Genomic DNA, 19,176 nt, shown 5'->3' with positions numbered 1-19,176 from the left:
ATAAAGGATAATTCGTAGACAAAAGAGGATATTAAAAAACTCAACTTACAATGCTTAGTTGCTAAGCTGTGGAGTTTCTTGTTTATACAGTTGATTGGCAACAAGCTCTTGATAAAACTGGTGATGTTGGATTAAGTCATTATGGGTTCCTTCCCCTGTTACCTCTCCATTTTGCACAACAACCAATTTATTTGCATGCTGAACGGTCGATAACCGATGGGCAATGACTAGTGTCGTTCGAGAAAACATCAGTTGGTTTAATGCTTCTTGTACTAATATCTCTGAATGGCTATCCAGGTGGGCCGTAGCTTCATCTAGAAGAAGGATTCGGGGATCTCGTAAAATAGCCCGAGCTATGGCCAATCTTTGGCGTTGACCACCTGAAACTAGAATTCCCCTTTCACCTACTTCTGTTTCTATTCCCTCAGGCAAAGAGTCGATGAAAGAAGTTAAGTTTGCTTTATCTATAGCAACTCGGATTTCTGAATCAGTACTGTGTGTATTAAGTCCATATGTTAGGTTGTAACGAATGCTACCTGACATGAGTGGAGAATCCTGCGCGACATACGCAATATTTAGTCTCCAATCTTGAACATCATAATCATTAACACATTGTTTATCGTATGTAATCTTTCCTTTACTTGGCTGATAAAATCGTTCTATTAATGAAAATAAAGTGGTCTTGCCTGCTCCACTAGGGCCAACAATTGCTGTTAATTCACTAGTATTAGCACTGAAATTTACATTTTCTAAGATGTTGTTGTTGTTTGGATATGAAAAGCTAACATTGTCAAATTGAATTCCACTTGTACAGTTACCGGTTTCAGTTTTCTTTTTAAAAGGAGGACGAGAAGTTAGATCTGCTTCTAATTGTTCATTAAGAATAATATTTATCCTTTCTGTAGCGCCTTTTGCTTTTTGTAATTGCGTAAAAAAGTGACCGATTTGTGAGATTGGTGGCATGATTTGGAACATATAAAAAACAATTGCAACTAATGTGCCCGCTGATAAGATGCCATTAGCCACTTGTACTCCTCCATAGCCAAATACAACTACTAGAACTAATAAAGTAATAGTGGTCATTATTGGCGAAATAATAGCCATTATTTTTCCAGTATCTAATCCGTGTTTCAAAAGTTTGTTAATTCGGTCGTTGCCTTGTATTGTTTCTGCTTCTTCAGCAATTGAAGACTTGACTAACCTGATGTCCGATAATACTCTACCTAAATCTCCTTGGAAAGATGCTGTCTCATCTTGTAATGATTTTGAAACTTTATATGTTTTTTTGCCTAATGGTTTTAGGATAGCGAGGGAAATCGGAACGATAAATAATAACAGAAGGGTGATACTCCAATTCAATGCGAAAAGAATAACAATTGATCCAATTATTTTAAGTGTACTTGACAGGAAAGGAATTAATTGGTCGGTAAAGAAACTTTTAATAACATTTGTGTCGTGAGTAATTCTACTCATTGTTTCGCCAGAACTATTTTGATCATAGAAATATACCGGCAATCGCAAAACTCTATACCAAAGATCTTTGCGTAAATTTGTGACAAGTATCTGACCAATGTAAATCATTATATAAATCGATACGCCAGATAATGCAATTTGAGCGATAAAGGCACATGCAATCAACACGGCTGTGGTACCACTAAAATTAGATTCAACTGTTAAGTCTACAAATGTCATAGTTAATAAAGGCACGGCTAGAGAAAGAGCCGTTTCTATCAAGACTAAAAATAGAGCTAATACTATTAACCATATTGATGGACGGTAAAGATGCATCAAAGAAATAAATTCTTTTAAGCGAATCGGCCGCTCATCTGAAGGATTCATAGGAATTTTCCTTTCCGGAGGACAGTTTATCTAATAATAATTTTTTGAAAGGTGAATCTATAAAGTTAGCAAATAAATGACCATATTGATAATTTATTAGTACATCTTTTTTCGACTTACCTTTTTTTTCTAAACAAAGTCCTTTAAAGTAGAGGAATTGTCCAACATAGGCGGTACAAGCATATGTTTTAGATAACTGTAAACCTTCTTTTATATCATTTAGTGCAGCATCATAATGGTGGTAATGAAGCTCAATCAACACTTTTTGATACAAAATATGTATTTTTAAAGTTTTTTTGTGTAAGTACGTGTTCTTACCTTTAATACCTTCAACGAAAGTTAGGCTTTTTTTAAAGTAATCAATTGTGTTGCTGTATGAAAAGGCTTTTACATGTGAATGAAGAATTCCTAAATATAGATGAAGCTTTGTTTGAATTGAATGCTCAATAGATAAACTGTTCACCAAGCTTTTTAAGTTTGTAAATGCACTTTTAGCATCCTTTTTATTGCACTGAAATTCAGAGAAAATTTGATGGATTAATACATAGTTCCGAAACCAACTAGGTAAAGACACCGACTGTCCATACTTAATAGTTTTAGTAGTAATATTGTACAATTCTTCATATGCTTCAGTTAAAGAGAGCTGTTCAATTATCTCATAAGTTGTCTCAATAAAATCATTATTATAGTGGTTGTTAAGTGATAAGAAGTGTTCAACTGGAACACCTAGCTTAGAAGCAACTGATTCTAATACATTTACGTTAGGGATATATTTACCATTTTCAATTTTGCTAATTGCTGATTGAGAAACGAGTAGAGAACTAATATTCTCTTGTGACATACCTTGTCTTGTTCTTAAACTACGAATTTCTATTCCTATACTATTATTCATTATTTGCATCTCCCTTGTCATAATTTTTTTGAGTGAATTTTCTATAACTGAAGATGATTAAGATAAGGGTAGCTGGAGATTATCAGAAATTAATCAGATTTATTCAATTTATGGAATTTGACTTGTAGAAAAAGGAATATTAAGTAGGATAGATCTCAAAAAACATCAAATTTATACATATTATTTTGATTAATTATTCCAATTATAATAATTAATAAGGAATATTGTGAAAATATAAGTTAATATGTATTTTGAACGGTTATAAACCAAATAATGGCTAGAATTGAGGTTTTAAAAATGAATAAATCTACTTTACATTTGGGTTAGGCCAGTTGTTTCTGGCAAAAAATGAATGAGAGGGAGGAATTATAGTGGAAAAAGATTTTGACCTTGATTTGGAAATCGTACACACGAAGGCAGATGAAGTGCAACCAGACATCACAAGCATAAGTTTCTGTACTCCTGGCTGTGGCAACACTGGTAGCTTTAATAGCTTCTGTTGTTAAGGGCTAATAAAAATTTAAATTACTAATTATAGGATTGCCCCTCTAAAAATCAGTATCTTTTAAGGATACTAATTTATAAAGATGAGATTGGGCAATCCTATTTTTAAATGAAAGGGGAGTAAATGAAAATGGTGAAAAGCGACCAGTTATTATTTGAACCTGTCGATACATTTTTGCTGAGAGCGCCACTTTTGTCGTTATCGCATGACCATCGTAAAGCGTCTAATGTAGATATTATCCCCATATTAAAAGAATACATAAACCGGGCTGAAATAAGGGAGGCAATAGCCGTTGCTAGTCCAAACTTGTTTCAGTCTTTAGACAAAATTTATGGCAGTCCTAACGCCAAAAAGACGAGAAATACAATTTCAAGTTTATTAAAGTTTCTAATAAGAATGTCGAGTCGACCTACCCCGTTTGGTCTGTTTTCAGGAATTACTGTAGGAGAATTAGGTCCAGATACTGTAGGAAAGATAGCTACTATCGATAAACATCAAAAGAGAGCACGACCAGATATGGAGTGGCTGCTTGGATTAGTTTGTAAAATAGAGGGTGAACCACTTATTGCTGATAAGCTTAATGTGTTTTTTAATGACGCTGTATATAAGACAACAGACAGAGTTTACCTTCATTATTTCTCTAACTGTGGGCAATTAAGAAATAACGCCAATCAAGAACGTAAAGACAATATTTCCATAAAAAAAACCAAGGTTGTAGAGTATGTTCAATCGGTATCAAAAGACCCTATTTCTATTTCAGAATTGATGAAACAACTTCACTTAAAATATCCAGGTGCCTCAAATAAAGATATTCAATCACTTATCTGGAATTTATTTAAACAAGAATTTCTGATAAGTGAACTAAGGCCACCGCTTGTCAATTGTTCACCTTTATCCTATGTCATTGAAATCCTTGAGCGTATTCCAGAAGCTAAACAAATAAACTCTATTCTAAAAGAAATTGAATCAGATATAGAAGTCTATAATCAGATGCCCTTAGGAGAGGGACTTAATTTTCTTCATAGATTAACAAAAAAAATGCAAGATATCCAACCAAATAAGCAGCCGTTGCAAGTGGATTTGCGATTAGCTTGTACTGAAAAGATTAGAATGAATCATACTATTGGAGCACATGCTGCCAATGCAGCTGAATGGATGTGGAGACTTTCTAAAAATGAGATTGGGATTGAACATTTAAGAGAGTACCATGTTGAGTTTCTTGAAAAATATGGGGTAAATCGGGAAATTTCTTTACTAGATTTGTTAAGTGATGAAAAGGGATTAGGCGCACCACCAACATATAAATACCCACTCTCAACAAAACCAACAAAGGCATCTCAAGTTCAAAGTACCCATCCCTTATTAATGGAAAAATACATTCAGTGTTTAAGAGAGAATAAGAAAGAAATAAAGTTAACTTCATCAGATCGAGAAAAGTTAATGGATATGGAAACCGATGATATTTTTGCTCCAAACTCTGGCGAATTGTTCATTGAAGTATTAGCGTCATCATCAGAGGAAATTGATAAAGGCAATTATCAGCTTTTAATAGGTAATAATATTGGCTCCCAGGAATTAGGACAAACGTTTGGTCGCTTTACTGATATGATGGAGACCAATGAAAAAATGGATCTGATGAAAGAGCAACAGAAAATAGAGAAAATCTTTACAGACGACGAGACAGAGTATGTCGAATTAAGTTTTTTGCCGCAGAGTGGTCGCTCAAGCAATGTATCCATTACGCAATCGTTCCGGAATTTGCATACTGCCATTGCTACGAATACGAATATTCAGAACGAGAAATTATTAATAGAGGACATAATGGTGGGGGCTACCCTTGGACGGTTCTATCTTAAATCAAAAAAGTCAAATAAACGCCTTGTATTTACATCAAATAATATGTTTAATTATGTGAATGCACCAAATTGTTTCAGATTTATACGAGAGGTATCATTAGAAGACGTAAAGGGTATTCAAGGGATGCATCTAGGAATTCTTCGAGAATTCGCTTTTATTCCTAGAATTACTACTGACAAAGTTATCCTTTCCCCAGCAGTATGGAAATTAAATGACCAAACAGATGGTCTATCAGATTTCTCCGTGCCAATCGACCAATGGGTTGAGACATTTTCTGGATGGATGGAAAAGATGCAAGTACCAGACTGGGTGTTTATGGCTTATGGAGATAATCGTTTGTATATCAATTTAAAAAACCGAAATCATTTGTATGAATTAAGGTCGGAATTAAGACGCAGAGGAAGGGTGCAGTTACAAGAAGTTATTGGTGATTATGCCAATAAACAGTGGTTAAAAAGCCCATTAGGTAACCACAATGCCGAATGTATTATTCCTTTTAAGAAAAAACATCATGTGCCAGCTAAGCCGACAGTAAATATTAACACAGTTGTTGAAACTCCGCTAGAACATAGAGAGAAAGAACCCGGTTCAGACTGGCTTTATGTCAAATTATACGGGCCTGTTTACAAGCAGCCTAAACTTATATTCGAACAAATTCAAATCCTTGTTGAAGAGGTTGAAAATCGTAATGCTATAAAAAGTTGGTTCTTTATTCGTTATCACGATAATGAGCACCACGTGCGTCTAAGATTTTCTGGGGAACCGAAAATGCTGTTATCAGAAGTTATACCTTTATTGCAGAATTGGTATTTAACCCAACGACAAGTTGGAAATTTAAAAAAATTTGTTATTGAACCTTACGAGCGGGAAATCGAACGATATGGTGGACTTTTGCTCATGCCATTAATGGAGAGTTATTTTGAAAAAGATAGTGTGTTGACGGCAAAATTGCTCGAATTAAACAACAAACAAACGTTTAAAGAACCATTAGAATTGGTTGCTTCTATGTATATCATTTATTTTTTAACGATGTATGGTTGGAGTCATAGAAAACAGTTAGAGTGGATTTGTAGATGGGGGGAGGAACAGGAGTATTCCAAAGAGTTTAGACCTTACCGAAATGAAATACTTAAAACATTAGACAAGGATGAGAACTGGAAGACACTTAGAGAACAAAAACCACTCCTCTTTTCGTTATTTACAAAAAACAAAAATATCATACAAGAAATTTCCGATTATGTAACTGAAGAGTCCATAACAACTACAGAGGAAAGACTTATCGGGAGTTTAATTCACATGCATTGTAATCGTTTACTCGGTACAGATCGTGATAGAGAGAAAAAGGCGATGGCGTTTGTACGCCAAATTATCGAAAGTCAAAAGCACTGGGAGCAAACAAAAAGAACAATCATTAAACAATAGGAGGTGATTCAGCATGAATAAAATGAAAATCGATCATTTGCAGAAACAAGAAGCTGCACGCATACTTGTTACATTGTCTGAAAAACTAAAAGATCCACAAAAAGTAGAAAAAATTGTTATGGATAAAAACAATAAAACATCGAATAGCAAAATAAATCCCTGGGATCCTATCTCCTTATCCCACGGTTTTGCAGGGACTATTTTATTCTTTTCTGAAATGCATAAAGTATATCCTGAAGAAAAGTGGGATCATGTAGCACATAATCACATTGTTTATGCAAGTAAGTATTTAAAGGTTGGCGTGGCTTCAATTTCTTTATTTGGCGGAATCACAGGGTTTGCTTTTGCTGTGCTTAATGCATCAGAAAATGGGACAAGGTATCAAAACTTATTGGCTAAATTAGATGAAATTATTCTTAGAGAAGCACAATCTGATATCGAAAACGAAAAAAGTAGGGAAGCTATCGGCACTTTACCATCCTTTTACGATGTTATTCAAGGGTATTCAGGAATAGGACGATATTTGCTTGAAAGAAAGGAAGAAAACCATTTATTTTACAAAGTAATTGAAAAGATTTTGCATCGTTTTATTAAGATTACTGAGCCTGTAATTTGGGAGAATTATGATATTCCCGGTTGGTATGTCTCAAAGGAAGATCAATTTTTGGAGAAAGATAAAAAATTATTTCCATACGGTAACTTTAATTTGGGCCTTGCTCATGGGATTCCTGGTCCGTTAACCTTCTTATCTTTATGCAAGGAAAAAGGAATTGAAGTTCCAGGACAAAGAAAAGCTATAAAAACAATAGGTGATTGGTTAGTCCATCATAATAGAAGTAATCAAATAGGCACGCCGGTTTGGCCATACCGATTAGGAGTAAAAGAAGAAATTTCCAATCAATTTACTGTAACAGATCAAAGAGAGGGTTGGTGTTATGGAAACCCTGGTGTTGGGAGGTCTCTCTATCTAGCAGGGAAAGCGATTAATGATAAGATATATCAAGAAATAGCATTAAACTGTTTTTTTGGTATAAAGGAAAAAACATTCGAAGAACTAGATTTGCAAAGTGCAACTTTTTGTCATGGTAAGTCTGGCCTAATGCAAATACTTATTGGAATGAAAAGAGACTTGAGAATCAATGATTTTGATCAGCTTATAAATAAATTAGGTATCGAAATAATGAAACAATTTAAGATTACCAATCCATTAGGGTTCAAGGATTTTGAGATTGGAAACCGAAAAAAAGAGTTAGATAAAGCTGGATTATTGGAAGGATCAGCAGGTGTCGGATTAGCATTATTGTCAATGGTTCGTAATGACAATGAATGTTTCTGGGAAAGAGCATTTTTAATAAGTTAGAGGTGAAGGTGTGTTAGAAAAGAAAAAAAAGAATATACTAGTGGGAATAACCGGGTCGATCTCAGTTATAAATATGCCATCATATTTAGCTTTTTTTAATCATACTTATGGCAATGTTAAAGTAATCATTACAGAGCAAGCAGATAAGTTGTTTCCCGCCTCTTCCTTATCATTGTTTTGCAATGACATTTTCCAAGACAATCACGAGACGATCCATCCAAGCGAGGTCAGTCATGTAGGGTTAGCTAGATGGTCAGATCTTTTCATAGTTTTACCAGCCACAGCTAATAAAATTGGGCAAGTTGCTAATGGATTAGGGATGGACCTTCTTTCCTCTACTATACTGGCCTCTAAAAGTCCTGTGCTTTTTTGCCCGAATATGAATGAGGCCATGTGGAACAATTTTTATGTTAAAAGAAACTTGGCTTTACTCGAAGAGGGTGGTCACATCATTATTCCTCCTGTAGAAAAAGAAGCATATGAAGTCGCTTCAGGAAGCATTCGAAAAAACTATATTATTCCAGATGTTTATACTATTGTGCAAGAAATGGATAAGATTATCTCTAAAAGAGAAGAAAGCTAGGCCGCATAACATAAGCGTCTAGCTTTTTATTATGAAACGAGTAATCTTGATACTTTTCTGATATTGAAGGTGCATAATTCTGATTAGAAAAAGGAGTGATTATAGTGGATGTAATTATTGAAACAAAAGGTTTGACTAAAAAGGTGAAAGGAAAACCGTTGGTGGATGACATCAATGTTTCAATTGTAAGAGGCGAAATATGTGGTCTTATAGGTCCAAATGGAGCTGGAAAAACAACAATAATGAAACTATTGACTGGATTGCTTGTTCCGACTAGTGGAAAAGTGAAATTGAATAAGTTTGATGTAAATAAACAACGCAAAGAAGCGATGGTTTCTGTAGGGGCCATTATCGAGTCACCTATATTTTTTGAGTTCATGACAGGGCGTGGAATGTTACAAAACCTCGCAAGACTTCATGGATTAAACAAACAGGAGAGACAGGAAAAAGTTGTCGAAGTATTATCTACTGTTGGATTAAATGGTAGGGGTGATGAAAAAATAAGCACATACTCCTTAGGAATGAAACAACGATTGGGTATCGCTCAAGCGTTATTAGGTGATCCTGAAATTATCATTTTGGATGAACCAGCTAATGGACTAGATCCGATGGGTATGAAAGAGTTAAGAGAATTAATTTTGTATTTAAATAAAGAGAAAAATCTTACGTTCTTAATATCGAGCCATTTACTGGATGAATTGCAAAAAATATGTACAACGCTGATTATTATTAAGCAGGGGAATGTTCTTTTTTATGGAAAGCAAGATGAGATTTACGATAAGTCATTGACTAATTTAGAAGATATTTTCATAGGGATGATGTCATAATGAGTTCGTTAATTATTAGTGAATTCGAACGGCTATGGTCGAGGTGGTCTATTAGGTTGTTAGCCTTGGTATTGCCAGGATTAATTCTTGCTTCAGGCATTTACTTTAAAAGAAATAATGAAATGATCTCAAAGGATGCCGTTGATTATGCCACTGCTATGAATTTCCCAATTCTCAGTATATCTGAGCATTTGTTTCTTACGTTTAATATTTTGCTGATTTTTATCTGTGCTTATGTTTTAACAGAAGAATATCAGCAAAAACAGATTAAATTAATATTACTTCGTTCTTATTCAATGACTCAAATCTTTATATCAAAATACGTTGTGATGGCAACCTCATTGTTTTTTTGCTTTTTTATATATTATGTTATTTCTTTTGTTGCGGGGCAAATCATGTTCGAAATGCCTGATAGGTCAATTTTGTTTACGTCTAAGGCGAGTGTCACAAATACAGAGATGTCTCTTTACGTCTTACAGTATTACAGCATGGCTTTTTTAAGTAGTTTAGCTGCGCTTTCTTTGTATTGTTTTGTGGCTATATTGATGCCTTCAGTCAATGCGTTGTTAGGAAGTGGTATTTGTATTCTTTTTTTCTCAATTGTAGCACCGCAAATGTTAGAACAATCGACTGCTTTTACAGAAGGGAGCCATATTTCTTATTTAGTATATTCGTCGATAACAAAGATTCAATATACTGGCATATCTTTATTTCTTTCAGGATGGGAGTTAAGCAGTTGGTTAGTTGTGGTGATATTCTTTTATTTGTTTTTCTTTTTTGCTATAGCATATTTGATTTTTACTCGTAGGAATTATTATGTGTAAAGGAGTCTGGTTATGAGACAATTAGTGATTAGTGAACTTGAGCGACTTTGGCAGATGAAAATGGTTAAAATTCTTTTACTTCTTTTTATAGGCATCTCCATATTTTCTGCTTATTTTTTGACTTGGTTTGATTTGGGAATTTATACTATAGATAGTGAAACTCCATTAAACACAGTTAATTTTCCATGGTTTTTGTTAAGGGAAGTTTCATTTTTTGTTCTACTAGTCATAATGCCTTTACTTTGCATAATTGTATTAAATTCCCCGGTAAAATCAAAAGCATATTATTTAATATTATCCAGACCTTTTAGTCGCTTAGAGTTTTTACTATCAAAATGGGGAACTCTGCTTCTAGCTGCAATTTTTATTACAATCTTTATTTTTATCATTGGTCTTGTATCAGGCAGCCTCTTTTACCAAATTCCAGAGTATGTTACTTTTTATAATGATCAAACTCGCTTTTCTGTTATCGAGGGATATATGTATTCATTCAAACTTTATTTTTCTTTTTTGGGTATCATTATTACTGTAATCGCGCTTTCCAGTGTATTGGCGATACTGGCACCGAACCCAATTATTACTTATTTTTTATTAATGATCTCCTATGTAATTCCAATTTATTTTTCAAGTGAGCTATCATTTTTCTTGTTACCAATCCAGTCCATCTTTATTTCGCTTTCAGAAAGTGGTTTCCCATTACTTTATATGGTATTGCCATTGATTGCTGCAGTAGGCGGGGGGATATCAAGTCTACTATGGTTAAAGCAGGATTTTAAATAAAGCCATTGCGAGGAGATAAAATGGAACATATTTTGATTGTAGATGATGAAGTGCAAATTACGTCTATTGTTGGTGAATTACTATATGAAGAGGGGTATAAGACGACTGTTGCCAATGAAGGAATGACAGCTATAAAGCTTATTAAAGAGCAGAATTATGATTTAATCATTCTTGACGTCATGATGCCTTATGTTAACGGATTAGAGGTATGTAAGAGTGTGAGGGAGTTCACGGATGTCCCCATTTTATTTGTTACTGCTAAAACAAGTGTAAACGATCAAATTAATGGTTTAAACGTTGGGGGAGATGATTATATAAATAAACCTTTTACTCATGAACAGTTACTTGCCCGAATCAAAACTCATTTAAGACGGGAGAGACGTACGCAACAACAAAGCCACGAATTGGTTTATGGAAAAATAAAACTAGATTGCCGGACGAATGAACTCTATTATGAGGATACACCCTTAGTATTAACAAACAAGGAATTCCTAATTATGGAAATGTTGATGAGGAATCCGAGACATATCTTTTCGAAAGACCATTTGTATGAGTCGATTTGGGGGCTTGAAGCCACGGGGCAAGCACACACTGTGACAGAGCACATTCGTAATATTCGGATACGTATTCATAAGGTCGACCCAATGGCGAACCTCATTCATACAGTGTGGGGAGTGGGCTATAAACTTGAATAAAAAAAGAACCTCAATAAAAAAACAAATTCATCTGGCTGTAAGTAAAACCATTTTGTTTAGCCTCTTAGTGACCATTCTAGTTGTATTAATTAGTTGGGCGATTGTTATGAATATCGACGATCGCTATTACGCTAATTATTATGAGAGTGAAGTTCCTCGGATTACGGATCACGTGGAAATTTTAAATAGTGAATTGGTCGAACGTCCAGAATGGGGGCAGGCTCAACTAAAAGAAATTGTTCCATCATCGGGAATGGAGTATCAAGTGTTAGATGAGGATGGTACTTTTTTATATGGAACGTTTACCAAGAGCGTAAATAATGAGGGCGACCATCTATTAAACAAGGTTAATAAATCGTTTTTGGAAGACAAGACTGCTACAACCTTTATCCCTATTATTGAGCCTGAAGGTACTCTTCTAGGTAGTGTCGTCTTACAATACAAACTTGAATCCGATGTGGAGACATTGTTTATTATCTTCATTGTCTTCCTTTTACTTACACCCTTTATCTTTATCATGATTTTCACTTATTATTACGGCAGCAAAATTGGGAAAAGTTATAACGCACGTATTCAAAAATTAATTGTGGCAACAAAACGAGTTAAAATGCAAGATTTAGATTTTGAAATAGAGGACTATGAAAATGATGAAATTTCGAATCTCTCTACTTCTTTTAATATAATGAAAGGGGCGTTACAAGATTCTCTTTATCAGCAATGGAACCTGGAAAAGAAACGTTCAGATTTTATTGCCTCCGTTTCTCATGACATAAAAACGCCTTTGACTATCATGAAAGCGAATGCGCAAATGTTACAGAAAAAGACTAGAGAGGAAGCGAATAAGAAATATATAAAAAATATAATTGGTGAAATGGAGAGAACGGAAAACTTAGTTAAAGAATTTGACACAAGAATAAACGATGAAAATTCTTTTTTTGCAATTGTATCTGAGACAATTGAACCAAAGCATTTTTTTGAAATGGTATTCGCAAAGTATAATGATTTTGTGAGAAATGACGGTCTAACATTTAACACATTTGTTGTTGATTTTAGAGAAGAAATAAATGACATACAAATAGATCCGCAAAAAATAACCCAAGTGATAGATAACCTCATATCAAACAGCATGCGGTTCGTCCCAATCGCTTATGGACAAATTGATTGTTATGCAGAATATCACGATTACTTCATCAAAGTAAGAGTATGCGATAATGGGAAAGGATTTAATGATTCGGATTTACAATATGTATTTAATAAATACTATCAAAACAACAATAATGCTGACCCTCATCAAGGGCTAGGTCTGTATATTGTCAAACAAATTATTGAAAGTCATGGTGGGAATGTACAAGCATGGAATGATCATGGTGCAAGAGTTTCTTTTAAGTTACCTACTGTTCCAAGAAGCAGTCAAAAGTAGGAACAGAATAGTAGTTTTGAAATATGTATATTTAATATAAAAAACATTTAGTTAGTTATAGATCATATGTACTGGCGTGTGATATAGTAAGCGGTCTTCCCCCAAAAATTATATTCACGTTTTAAGGAAGGAACCGATTGGAGTGTCACAAGTTCCTTCTCATATAATCTACATGTCTATAGACGTCAGTAATCTGTAGTACCTTAATGTTAAAACTTTTAAAATCGGTTGTACTTCCTACACACCATTTGTAATCTTTGATAAACCCGTAAAGATAAAAAAATGACTGACGATCAATTATAGTATGATGCTTAATAAAGGGAATATGTGCAAATGGTGTGTTAACCTTATTCTTTATATCTACGAGTTTAATTCCTTTACATTTTACATAGCTTTCCTTAAACGTCCATGCATCAATAAACGCAGTAGATTTAAAATTAGTATTCGGTATAGAACGTAACTTTTTTACTTCATCTTCTGTGAAAAAATAGAGGGCCAACCCAAGGTTACACTCTTTATACTGTTCGATGTCTGCTCCCACTTCTCCTATGGTAGAATAAGCCAACAGAATCCATTCATTACAATTTGAAATATTGAGAAAGCCTTCTGGTAACAAAGGCTTCCCATTTGTATTAAATGAAATTTCTTCAGGAGTATATTGTTTTTTATTAATTGTTAGTACGTATTGTAATAATAAATCACCGTAAATGACTTGGTTTCTTTTTTGTTTATTTGAGATTTTTTTTAAACGATTTATGGCTCTAAGAGATAAAAGCCCTTCGTTTATAATGGCAGTGGTATCCGTTTCTATTTTCATAAGGAAAATCTCCATTATTAATTCTCAAATTTCGATAATAAGAGTGAAGCATTATGGCCACCAAATGCGAAGGAATTATTTAGTATCTTTCCTCCTTGATATGTAGCTATCTTGCCTAATAGAAGGTTAACATCAATTTTTTTATCGACAGCCTCATTCGAGACATTTATAGTAGGAAGTAACTCATTTCGTTTTATCATCATACTACATAGTGCTGTTTCTAATGCACCTGCTGCTCCTAATGCATGACCATGTATTGATTTGGTAGCTGCTACCCAAGGATCATTGTTAAATAAGTTCTTAATAGCCGTTGATTCTGTTAGGTCATTTAATTGTGTTGAGGTTCCATGTGCATTAATATATTCGACTTCATTAGGCGCACATTGCGCATCCATTAAAGCATTCTCCATGCAACGGGTAACACCAGATATATCGGGAGCTAATAATGAATGAGCATCGGTCGAGCTCCCGTATCCTTCAATCTCACAATAAATGCTTGCGTCACGTTCTATAGCATTTTCGAGTTCTTCTAACACAAGAAAGGCAGAACCCTCACTCATTACAAAACCAGATCTTTCATTAGAGAAAGGAATACTTGCTTTTTCTAATGAGCTTGAACTAGATAGTGCTCTTAATTTACGGAAGGCTTCAATGACTTCGGGAATAACACAAGCCTCAGCACCACCAGCTACAATTATTTTTTGATATCCGTTTTGGATTTTTCTATAGGCTTCACCTACAGCTACTGTTCCAGATGCACACGCCAGAGAGTACGCAAGAGTTTCTCCTTTTATACCTAAATCAATGCTAATATTAGCAGATATCATATTTATTAAGTTCCTAGGAATAACGAGCATAGTCATTTCATTTATACCATTCACTGCTGCAGCTCCAAATTCATCAGCTAGAGCATGGATGCCTCCGACAGAGCTACCAATATAAGCAGCCATATCCTTATTGTTTCCTTCATTAATATCTAATTTTGCATCGGCAACAGCTTCTCTTGCTGCAATAACAGCCATTTGTGTACACCTATCCATATATCGCTTTTGCTTAGTCGAAAGGGGTTTATTAAAAATATTATCCACTTCAGCAACGAAATTTGTATTTTCATGTCTCGATGAAACAATTCCACATTCAAGATTCACAACGCTTTCCCACGTACTTTCTCTTGAAATACCATTAGGTGATACAATCCCAATCCCAGTTACTACAACTCTATTCATAATATTATCTCCTTAATTTAATTTTGATTATTTGCTCATTTTTGTCCTTAATCTTAATAGTAAGAAGATAAATATAATTAACATCATTCCGTTACTAGAAAGGATAATCAACATGCTATTAGTCACTTTTACAAAATTAACGAAATCAAACATAATCTGATCAAGGAATATTCTCACAATTTCTCGCGATAATAAATATGAACCCATTATACAAAGGAATGCAATAGGAATACTAAAAGCGAAATGCATTCTCATCAATTCTTTCGTAGAGTATCCCTCTAACTTGAATACTTTAATTGATTTCGTACTGTTTTGATAAGAAAATTCCAAAAGTGAGTATAGAAGAGCCACTTGCAAAATAATGGCTAAGGATAGGATTAGAGTAATTTGCTTATTAATTACATCTAATATATTTTCACCAGAAGTAATGATTTCGCTCCGTGTTAGTGTAGCTTCAATTCCACTATCATTGCGATTATCATATGATTCCGATAAGGCTAAAGCTGGTGTGGAGAACGTTTTCTCACCAAAGATATCTCTATCATCTGAAATTATATAAATAGTGCTAACTGTAGTTACATTGTTCACTTTTGTAATTTCGATATTATATTCCTCTTGATTTGTCATATCTGTTAGAACAATTTCATCACCAATTGATTTATGGTACTTGTCAGAGAAAGCTTGAGTTATAATAACATCTCCATCATCTAAATCTAGATTAAATTTATAGTGCTTAGAATCAGTATTAATAACATATACACTTTGAGTGATACCTGCTTCATCATATAAGTTATAAAGATTAAATTCCTCGCCTTCTATGTCTTCTTCTATGTCTCCATCTAAGAATAAAATTTCTTCAAAGGAGTTTTCTTTCGCTAGGTCATCCACATATTTGGTAACTGAGTCTTTTAATAAGAAGGAGAAATTGATGAGTAAACCCACAAAGAAAATCAGTACAATAAAAAGCACCATTTCTTTTTTGTTCCGGTTTATTCTTTTCAAGCGATATCGATAGCTGAATTGTAAAAATTCGGGCACAAATTTTTCTTTTTGTTTTACTGGCTTCACTTTACTTGTTCTCTTTTTCGACTTTATATAAAACTGATAAACTAATAAAAGATTGATAGATAAAGCAATAGTAAGTGATGCTACTAAACATAGTGCTAGCAAGACATGATTCGTCTCTAAGACTGGGTAATTATAGATTTGACTGTTCATTTGCTTAATTGTATCAATTGAGAAAATACCTATAGTTGCTCCTACTAACCAAGCGACGAGTAATGTTAAGCTTGTTTCTGTAGAATAATGTCTAAAGATCGTCCAATTATCAAACCCTAATTTATTGAATGTATCAAGATTGTTTTTCTCTTTCTTAGATACTTCGAAATGATAAACACTTAAGAGGACGGCTACAATTAAGAAAAGTAGGCAGGTTAATAGTAACGCAAGATCTCTGGGTGCTTCTGCATCACCAATCACCTGTTGGATCCTCGTGTTATTCTTTGAATCCATTATATGAAGGGGATCAATGGCTTTTGAAATGTCTTTAACATCTAAGTTACTTTTATATGCATAATATGAAGTGAAAGTATCACCAAAAATAGCTTGGAACGTTTCTTCGTTAACAAAGGCAACACCGAATACATCAGCATTTGCTTGTAGCACTAAGTCACTGTTCTTCGTTGTAATGTAATCTGGTGATATAGCCGTTCCCACGATTGTAAGCTCTTTGTCATTCAGAACGAATTGGTCATTGATCTCAAAATTATTAGCATTCATGTAGTTATAATCTAATAAAATGTCATATTCTTCTTGAATATCCTCTCCATTTGTCACTTGATATCTATTTATTTCTTGTCTTTCCTGAAATACTCTTATGGTGGTTCCCGCCTCACGCACTTCACCATATCTAATCTGTTCTAAATGTATATCATCGGTTGATTCTAAGTCATCTTCCATTGTCCGAAAGTTTCCATCCTCTACATTGTAGTTACTATTAAAATGTTCTACAGATTGTAGAACACTACTGGTTCCCACAAAGAAACCCAAAAAAATACCCGTTGTTGAAAATACAACAAGAAATATCACCAACAATTTCAACTTATAGAAACCTAGCCTTCTCCATGAGCGTTTCTTTAAGGTCTGCTTAGCATGTTGGCTCACCATTCTAAGTTCTCCACGATCTCAACTCTAGAATTTTGTTCATCCTTTATTTTTTTTCCATCATGTATTGTTACAACACGGCTCGAGATATGTGTGATTTGATCATTGTGAGTGATCAAGACTATGGTCGTTCGGTGACTTTTTTGTAGACGTTGCAATACAGATAAAACTTCTTTTGAGGATTTCCCATCGAGGGCACCAGTCGGTTCATCACAAAATAAGATTTTTGCCTTTTTAGACAAGGCCCTAAGAATTGCTGCTTTTTGTTGTTGACCCCCAGAACACTGCTCTGGAAATAGATGAATCGCTTTACGGATATCCCATTCATCAATTAAACTTTCAATCTCCTCAGAGGTTGGATGCTCTAAATAGATATTCTCATGTAAAGTCAGATCATCAATCAGGTTATACTCTTGAAAAACAAAAGAGATGTCGGATCTTCTAAATGCATTTACTTCTTTTTTGTTTAAGCCGACCATATTTTTTTTGTTCATCACAATCTCACCTGTTGTAATTGTTTCTAACCCAGAAAGGCATTTAAGAAGAGTGGTTTTCCCAGAGCCTGATTTACCTACAATAGTACAAAACTCGCCTTCGGTTATTTCAAGGTCAATTCCTTTTAAGACAATAATTTCATTTTGCTTGTTTGCATTAAACACTTTAGTCATGTTAGTGGCTTTAATCATTTGCACCTCCTGCTTTATGCTTTATCGTAATGAAGTAAGAATAATATGTATCATCTGCTGGAGAAATTTCACTAACTTTGAAGCCACATGAGTGAAGTAATTTAAGAAAAGAATTCCATTCCTCTGCCTGAGCAAAATCAACAAGCATATTATTTAACACAACCTCCGCGCTAAGGATGCTATTACAAATATCATATTTAAAACGTGAGATAGCATTCCAACTATTATTATGTTTAGAAATTAACTCTTGATATACTTCAAAATCTGGGTAGTACTGACATACTATGATTGATCCATCTACTTGTAAAATATCTTTTAATTTGATAAACAGCATTTCTTTTTGTTTATCCGTTAAATAAAACAGCATGTAACTCATATTGATCATGTCAAATTTCTTTTCAAAAGTAAGGTCAGTAATATCTTCGTTATGAATGATCACGTTAGAATACTCCTCGTACTTTTGCTGTAACTTCTCATAAACTTTTGACTGTCTTTCAACTCCAACAATCTTTTTATCAACAGAATCTATATGTGCGTCGATATAATTACCGTTTCCACAACCGATGTCTAAGATCATGTTACATTTCTTTTTAGAAATAAACGCTTTATAATTATCTTTTGTGTAGATATTAAATGCTAATTCACCTAAATCTGTATAAAAATCTTCCGAAAAGCTTGGCTGTACTTGATGGTTAAAGCTCAATTCATTTATCTCCTGAACGTACTTAAGAACTTCTTTTATGTATACAAAATTAGGGCTGTGCATTATTTTTCCAAGCTTGGTATCAGCAGGAGCCATACTAGCTCTTTCTACAAAAATGTAATCATTAAGCAACCTATTTATCAATACGTGGTTTGTTGTTGGTTTGAACTGAATAATTTTATCTTTATCACTCTCATCAATAAGGTATGCTGTGTTTAAGGAGTATGTATTTTTATACTTAGTTATTACTTGTAATTGAATTCCTAGTTTCATAAATGAATCAAAAATCCTATCGTTCTCATTTTTTTTAGTAATTATATGCACACTTTGGAAATATTCATAGGTTTTTCTTAATATAATGAATCGAATAAAATTCTTCACTTTTGAAAATAGAAGTATTTGAAAAAAAGGAGTATTTTTTGTGCCAATGAGTTTTGCTACTTTTACTAATAATCTTATACGTTTTGATTTTTCATAGGGTTTGTAAGGTATATTAGTTGGATGATCATTGTACCTGTTCATTAGTAACTCATACTGCATAGTTGAACCTCCAATAATATTTTTAGACAGGAAGTGA

The 19,176-nt window shown here is 33.9% G+C and carries 16 protein-coding genes; 9 read left to right on the top strand and 7 right to left on the bottom strand.

The features are described 5' to 3' along the window. Positions 1–54 precede the first annotated feature (54 nt). Positions 55–1,839: an ABC transporter ATP-binding protein gene (locus tag FN960_RS12775; RefSeq protein ID WP_143849121.1), complete on the bottom strand. Its 1,785-nt coding sequence runs from the start codon at positions 1,837–1,839 to the stop codon at positions 55–57. Then, positions 1,823–2,731 carry a helix-turn-helix domain-containing protein gene (locus FN960_RS12770; RefSeq protein WP_185971022.1) on the bottom strand — a complete coding sequence of 303 codons (909 nt, stop codon included), beginning with the start codon at positions 2,729–2,731 and terminating at the stop codon, positions 1,823–1,825. Before FN960_RS12770 ends, FN960_RS12775 begins: the two co-directional genes overlap by 17 nt. Positions 2,732–3,102: 371 nt before the next feature. Between FN960_RS12770 and FN960_RS12765 the strand changes: the two genes are divergently transcribed. The 9 genes from FN960_RS12765 to FN960_RS12725 all read left to right on the top strand — a co-directional run bounded on the left by FN960_RS12765 (position 3,103) and on the right by FN960_RS12725 (position 13,004). After that, positions 3,103–3,237 (top strand): gallidermin family lantibiotic, encoded by a 135-nt coding sequence (locus FN960_RS12765; protein WP_306461618.1) that lies wholly within the window; start codon positions 3,103–3,105, stop codon positions 3,235–3,237. A gap of 122 nt (positions 3,238–3,359) precedes the next feature. Then, entirely contained in the window at positions 3,360–6,515 is a 3,156-nt protein-coding gene (locus tag FN960_RS12760; RefSeq protein ID WP_143849119.1) for a lantibiotic dehydratase, read from the top strand. Between the two features lie 13 nt (positions 6,516–6,528). Continuing rightward, positions 6,529–7,875: a lanthionine synthetase C family protein gene (locus tag FN960_RS12755; protein ID WP_143849118.1), complete on the top strand. Its 1,347-nt coding sequence runs from the start codon at positions 6,529–6,531 to the stop codon at positions 7,873–7,875. A gap of 10 nt (positions 7,876–7,885) precedes the next feature. Further along, positions 7,886–8,458, top strand: a complete 573-nt coding sequence (locus FN960_RS12750; protein ID WP_260681996.1) for a flavoprotein — start codon at positions 7,886–7,888, stop codon at positions 8,456–8,458. 101 nt (positions 8,459–8,559) lie between these two features. After that, the gene (locus FN960_RS12745; RefSeq protein ID WP_438799884.1) at positions 8,560–9,285 is read left to right on the top strand and encodes an ABC transporter ATP-binding protein; all 726 of its coding nucleotides are present in this window, start codon (positions 8,560–8,562) and stop codon (positions 9,283–9,285) included. Then, a complete protein-coding gene (locus tag FN960_RS12740; protein ID WP_143849116.1) occupies positions 9,285–10,109 on the top strand; it encodes a DUF2705 family protein in 825 nt (274 codons plus the stop codon). Before FN960_RS12745 ends, FN960_RS12740 begins: the two co-directional genes overlap by 1 nt. A 12-nt stretch (positions 10,110–10,121) precedes the next feature. After that, the gene (locus tag FN960_RS12735; RefSeq protein ID WP_143849115.1) at positions 10,122–10,889 is read left to right on the top strand and encodes an ABC transporter permease; all 768 of its coding nucleotides are present in this window, start codon (positions 10,122–10,124) and stop codon (positions 10,887–10,889) included. 20 nt (positions 10,890–10,909) lie between these two features. Continuing rightward, positions 10,910–11,584 (top strand): response regulator transcription factor, encoded by a 675-nt coding sequence (locus FN960_RS12730; RefSeq protein ID WP_143849114.1) that lies wholly within the window; start codon positions 10,910–10,912, stop codon positions 11,582–11,584. Then, positions 11,577–13,004 carry a HAMP domain-containing sensor histidine kinase gene (locus FN960_RS12725; protein WP_143849113.1) on the top strand — a complete coding sequence of 476 codons (1,428 nt, stop codon included), beginning with the start codon at positions 11,577–11,579 and terminating at the stop codon, positions 13,002–13,004. The genes FN960_RS12730 and FN960_RS12725 overlap by 8 nt, the downstream gene beginning before the upstream one ends. A 145-nt stretch (positions 13,005–13,149) precedes the next feature. Here the strand turns inward: FN960_RS12725 and FN960_RS12720 are convergent, their stop codons facing one another. Genes FN960_RS12720 through FN960_RS12700 form a run of 5 tightly spaced genes read right to left on the bottom strand, consistent with a single transcriptional unit; the run spans position 13,150 to position 19,139 of the window. Next, on the bottom strand, positions 13,150–13,821 hold the full coding sequence (locus FN960_RS12720) for a 4'-phosphopantetheinyl transferase family protein (RefSeq protein ID WP_185971021.1): 672 nt from the start codon (positions 13,819–13,821) through the stop codon (positions 13,150–13,152). Between the two features lie 17 nt (positions 13,822–13,838). Continuing rightward, on the bottom strand, positions 13,839–15,047 hold the full coding sequence (locus tag FN960_RS12715; protein WP_143849111.1) for a beta-ketoacyl-[acyl-carrier-protein] synthase family protein: 1,209 nt from the start codon (positions 15,045–15,047) through the stop codon (positions 13,839–13,841). A gap of 27 nt (positions 15,048–15,074) precedes the next feature. Continuing rightward, positions 15,075–17,213 (bottom strand): ABC transporter permease, encoded by a 2,139-nt coding sequence (locus FN960_RS12710; RefSeq protein ID WP_143849110.1) that lies wholly within the window; start codon positions 17,211–17,213, stop codon positions 15,075–15,077. After that, positions 17,207–17,896, bottom strand: a complete 690-nt coding sequence (locus FN960_RS12705; protein ID WP_143849109.1) for an ABC transporter ATP-binding protein — start codon at positions 17,894–17,896, stop codon at positions 17,207–17,209. The genes FN960_RS12710 and FN960_RS12705 overlap by 7 nt, the downstream gene beginning before the upstream one ends. After that, positions 17,889–19,139 (bottom strand): class I SAM-dependent methyltransferase, encoded by a 1,251-nt coding sequence (locus tag FN960_RS12700; protein WP_143849108.1) that lies wholly within the window; start codon positions 19,137–19,139, stop codon positions 17,889–17,891. The genes FN960_RS12705 and FN960_RS12700 overlap by 8 nt, the downstream gene beginning before the upstream one ends. Positions 19,140–19,176: the final 37 nt, after the last annotated feature.

The sequence above is a fragment of the Alkalicoccobacillus porphyridii genome, from assembly GCF_007293315.1.
GTDB lineage: Bacteria > Bacillota > Bacilli > Bacillales > Bacillaceae_D > Alkalicoccobacillus > Alkalicoccobacillus porphyridii.
Note: the sequence above shows the minus strand (reverse complement) of the source record. Positions and strands in the feature narration are given on the sequence as shown.

Excerpts from the sequence above, each read along its gene's own strand:
- FN960_RS12775 (WP_143849121.1), bottom strand. The coding sequence starts at position 1,839 with ATGAATCCTTCAGATGAGCGGCCGATTCGCTTAAAAGAATTTATTTCT.
- FN960_RS12770 (WP_185971022.1), bottom strand. The coding sequence starts at position 2,731 with ATGAATAATAGTATAGGAATAGAAATTCGTAGTTTAAGAACAAGACAA.
- FN960_RS12760 (WP_143849119.1), top strand. The coding sequence starts at position 3,360 with ATGAAAATGGTGAAAAGCGACCAGTTATTATTTGAACCTGTCGATACA.
- FN960_RS12755 (WP_143849118.1), top strand. The coding sequence starts at position 6,529 with ATGAATAAAATGAAAATCGATCATTTGCAGAAACAAGAAGCTGCACGC.
- FN960_RS12740 (WP_143849116.1), top strand. The coding sequence starts at position 9,285 with ATGAGTTCGTTAATTATTAGTGAATTCGAACGGCTATGGTCGAGGTGG.
- FN960_RS12735 (WP_143849115.1), top strand. The coding sequence starts at position 10,122 with ATGAGACAATTAGTGATTAGTGAACTTGAGCGACTTTGGCAGATGAAA.
- FN960_RS12730 (WP_143849114.1), top strand. The coding sequence starts at position 10,910 with ATGGAACATATTTTGATTGTAGATGATGAAGTGCAAATTACGTCTATT.
- FN960_RS12720 (WP_185971021.1), bottom strand. The coding sequence starts at position 13,821 with ATGAAAATAGAAACGGATACCACTGCCATTATAAACGAAGGGCTTTTA.
- FN960_RS12715 (WP_143849111.1), bottom strand. The coding sequence starts at position 15,047 with ATGAATAGAGTTGTAGTAACTGGGATTGGGATTGTATCACCTAATGGT.
- FN960_RS12710 (WP_143849110.1), bottom strand. The coding sequence starts at position 17,213 with ATGGTGAGCCAACATGCTAAGCAGACCTTAAAGAAACGCTCATGGAGA.
- FN960_RS12705 (WP_143849109.1), bottom strand. The coding sequence starts at position 17,896 with ATGATTAAAGCCACTAACATGACTAAAGTGTTTAATGCAAACAAGCAA.
- FN960_RS12700 (WP_143849108.1), bottom strand. The coding sequence starts at position 19,139 with ATGCAGTATGAGTTACTAATGAACAGGTACAATGATCATCCAACTAAT.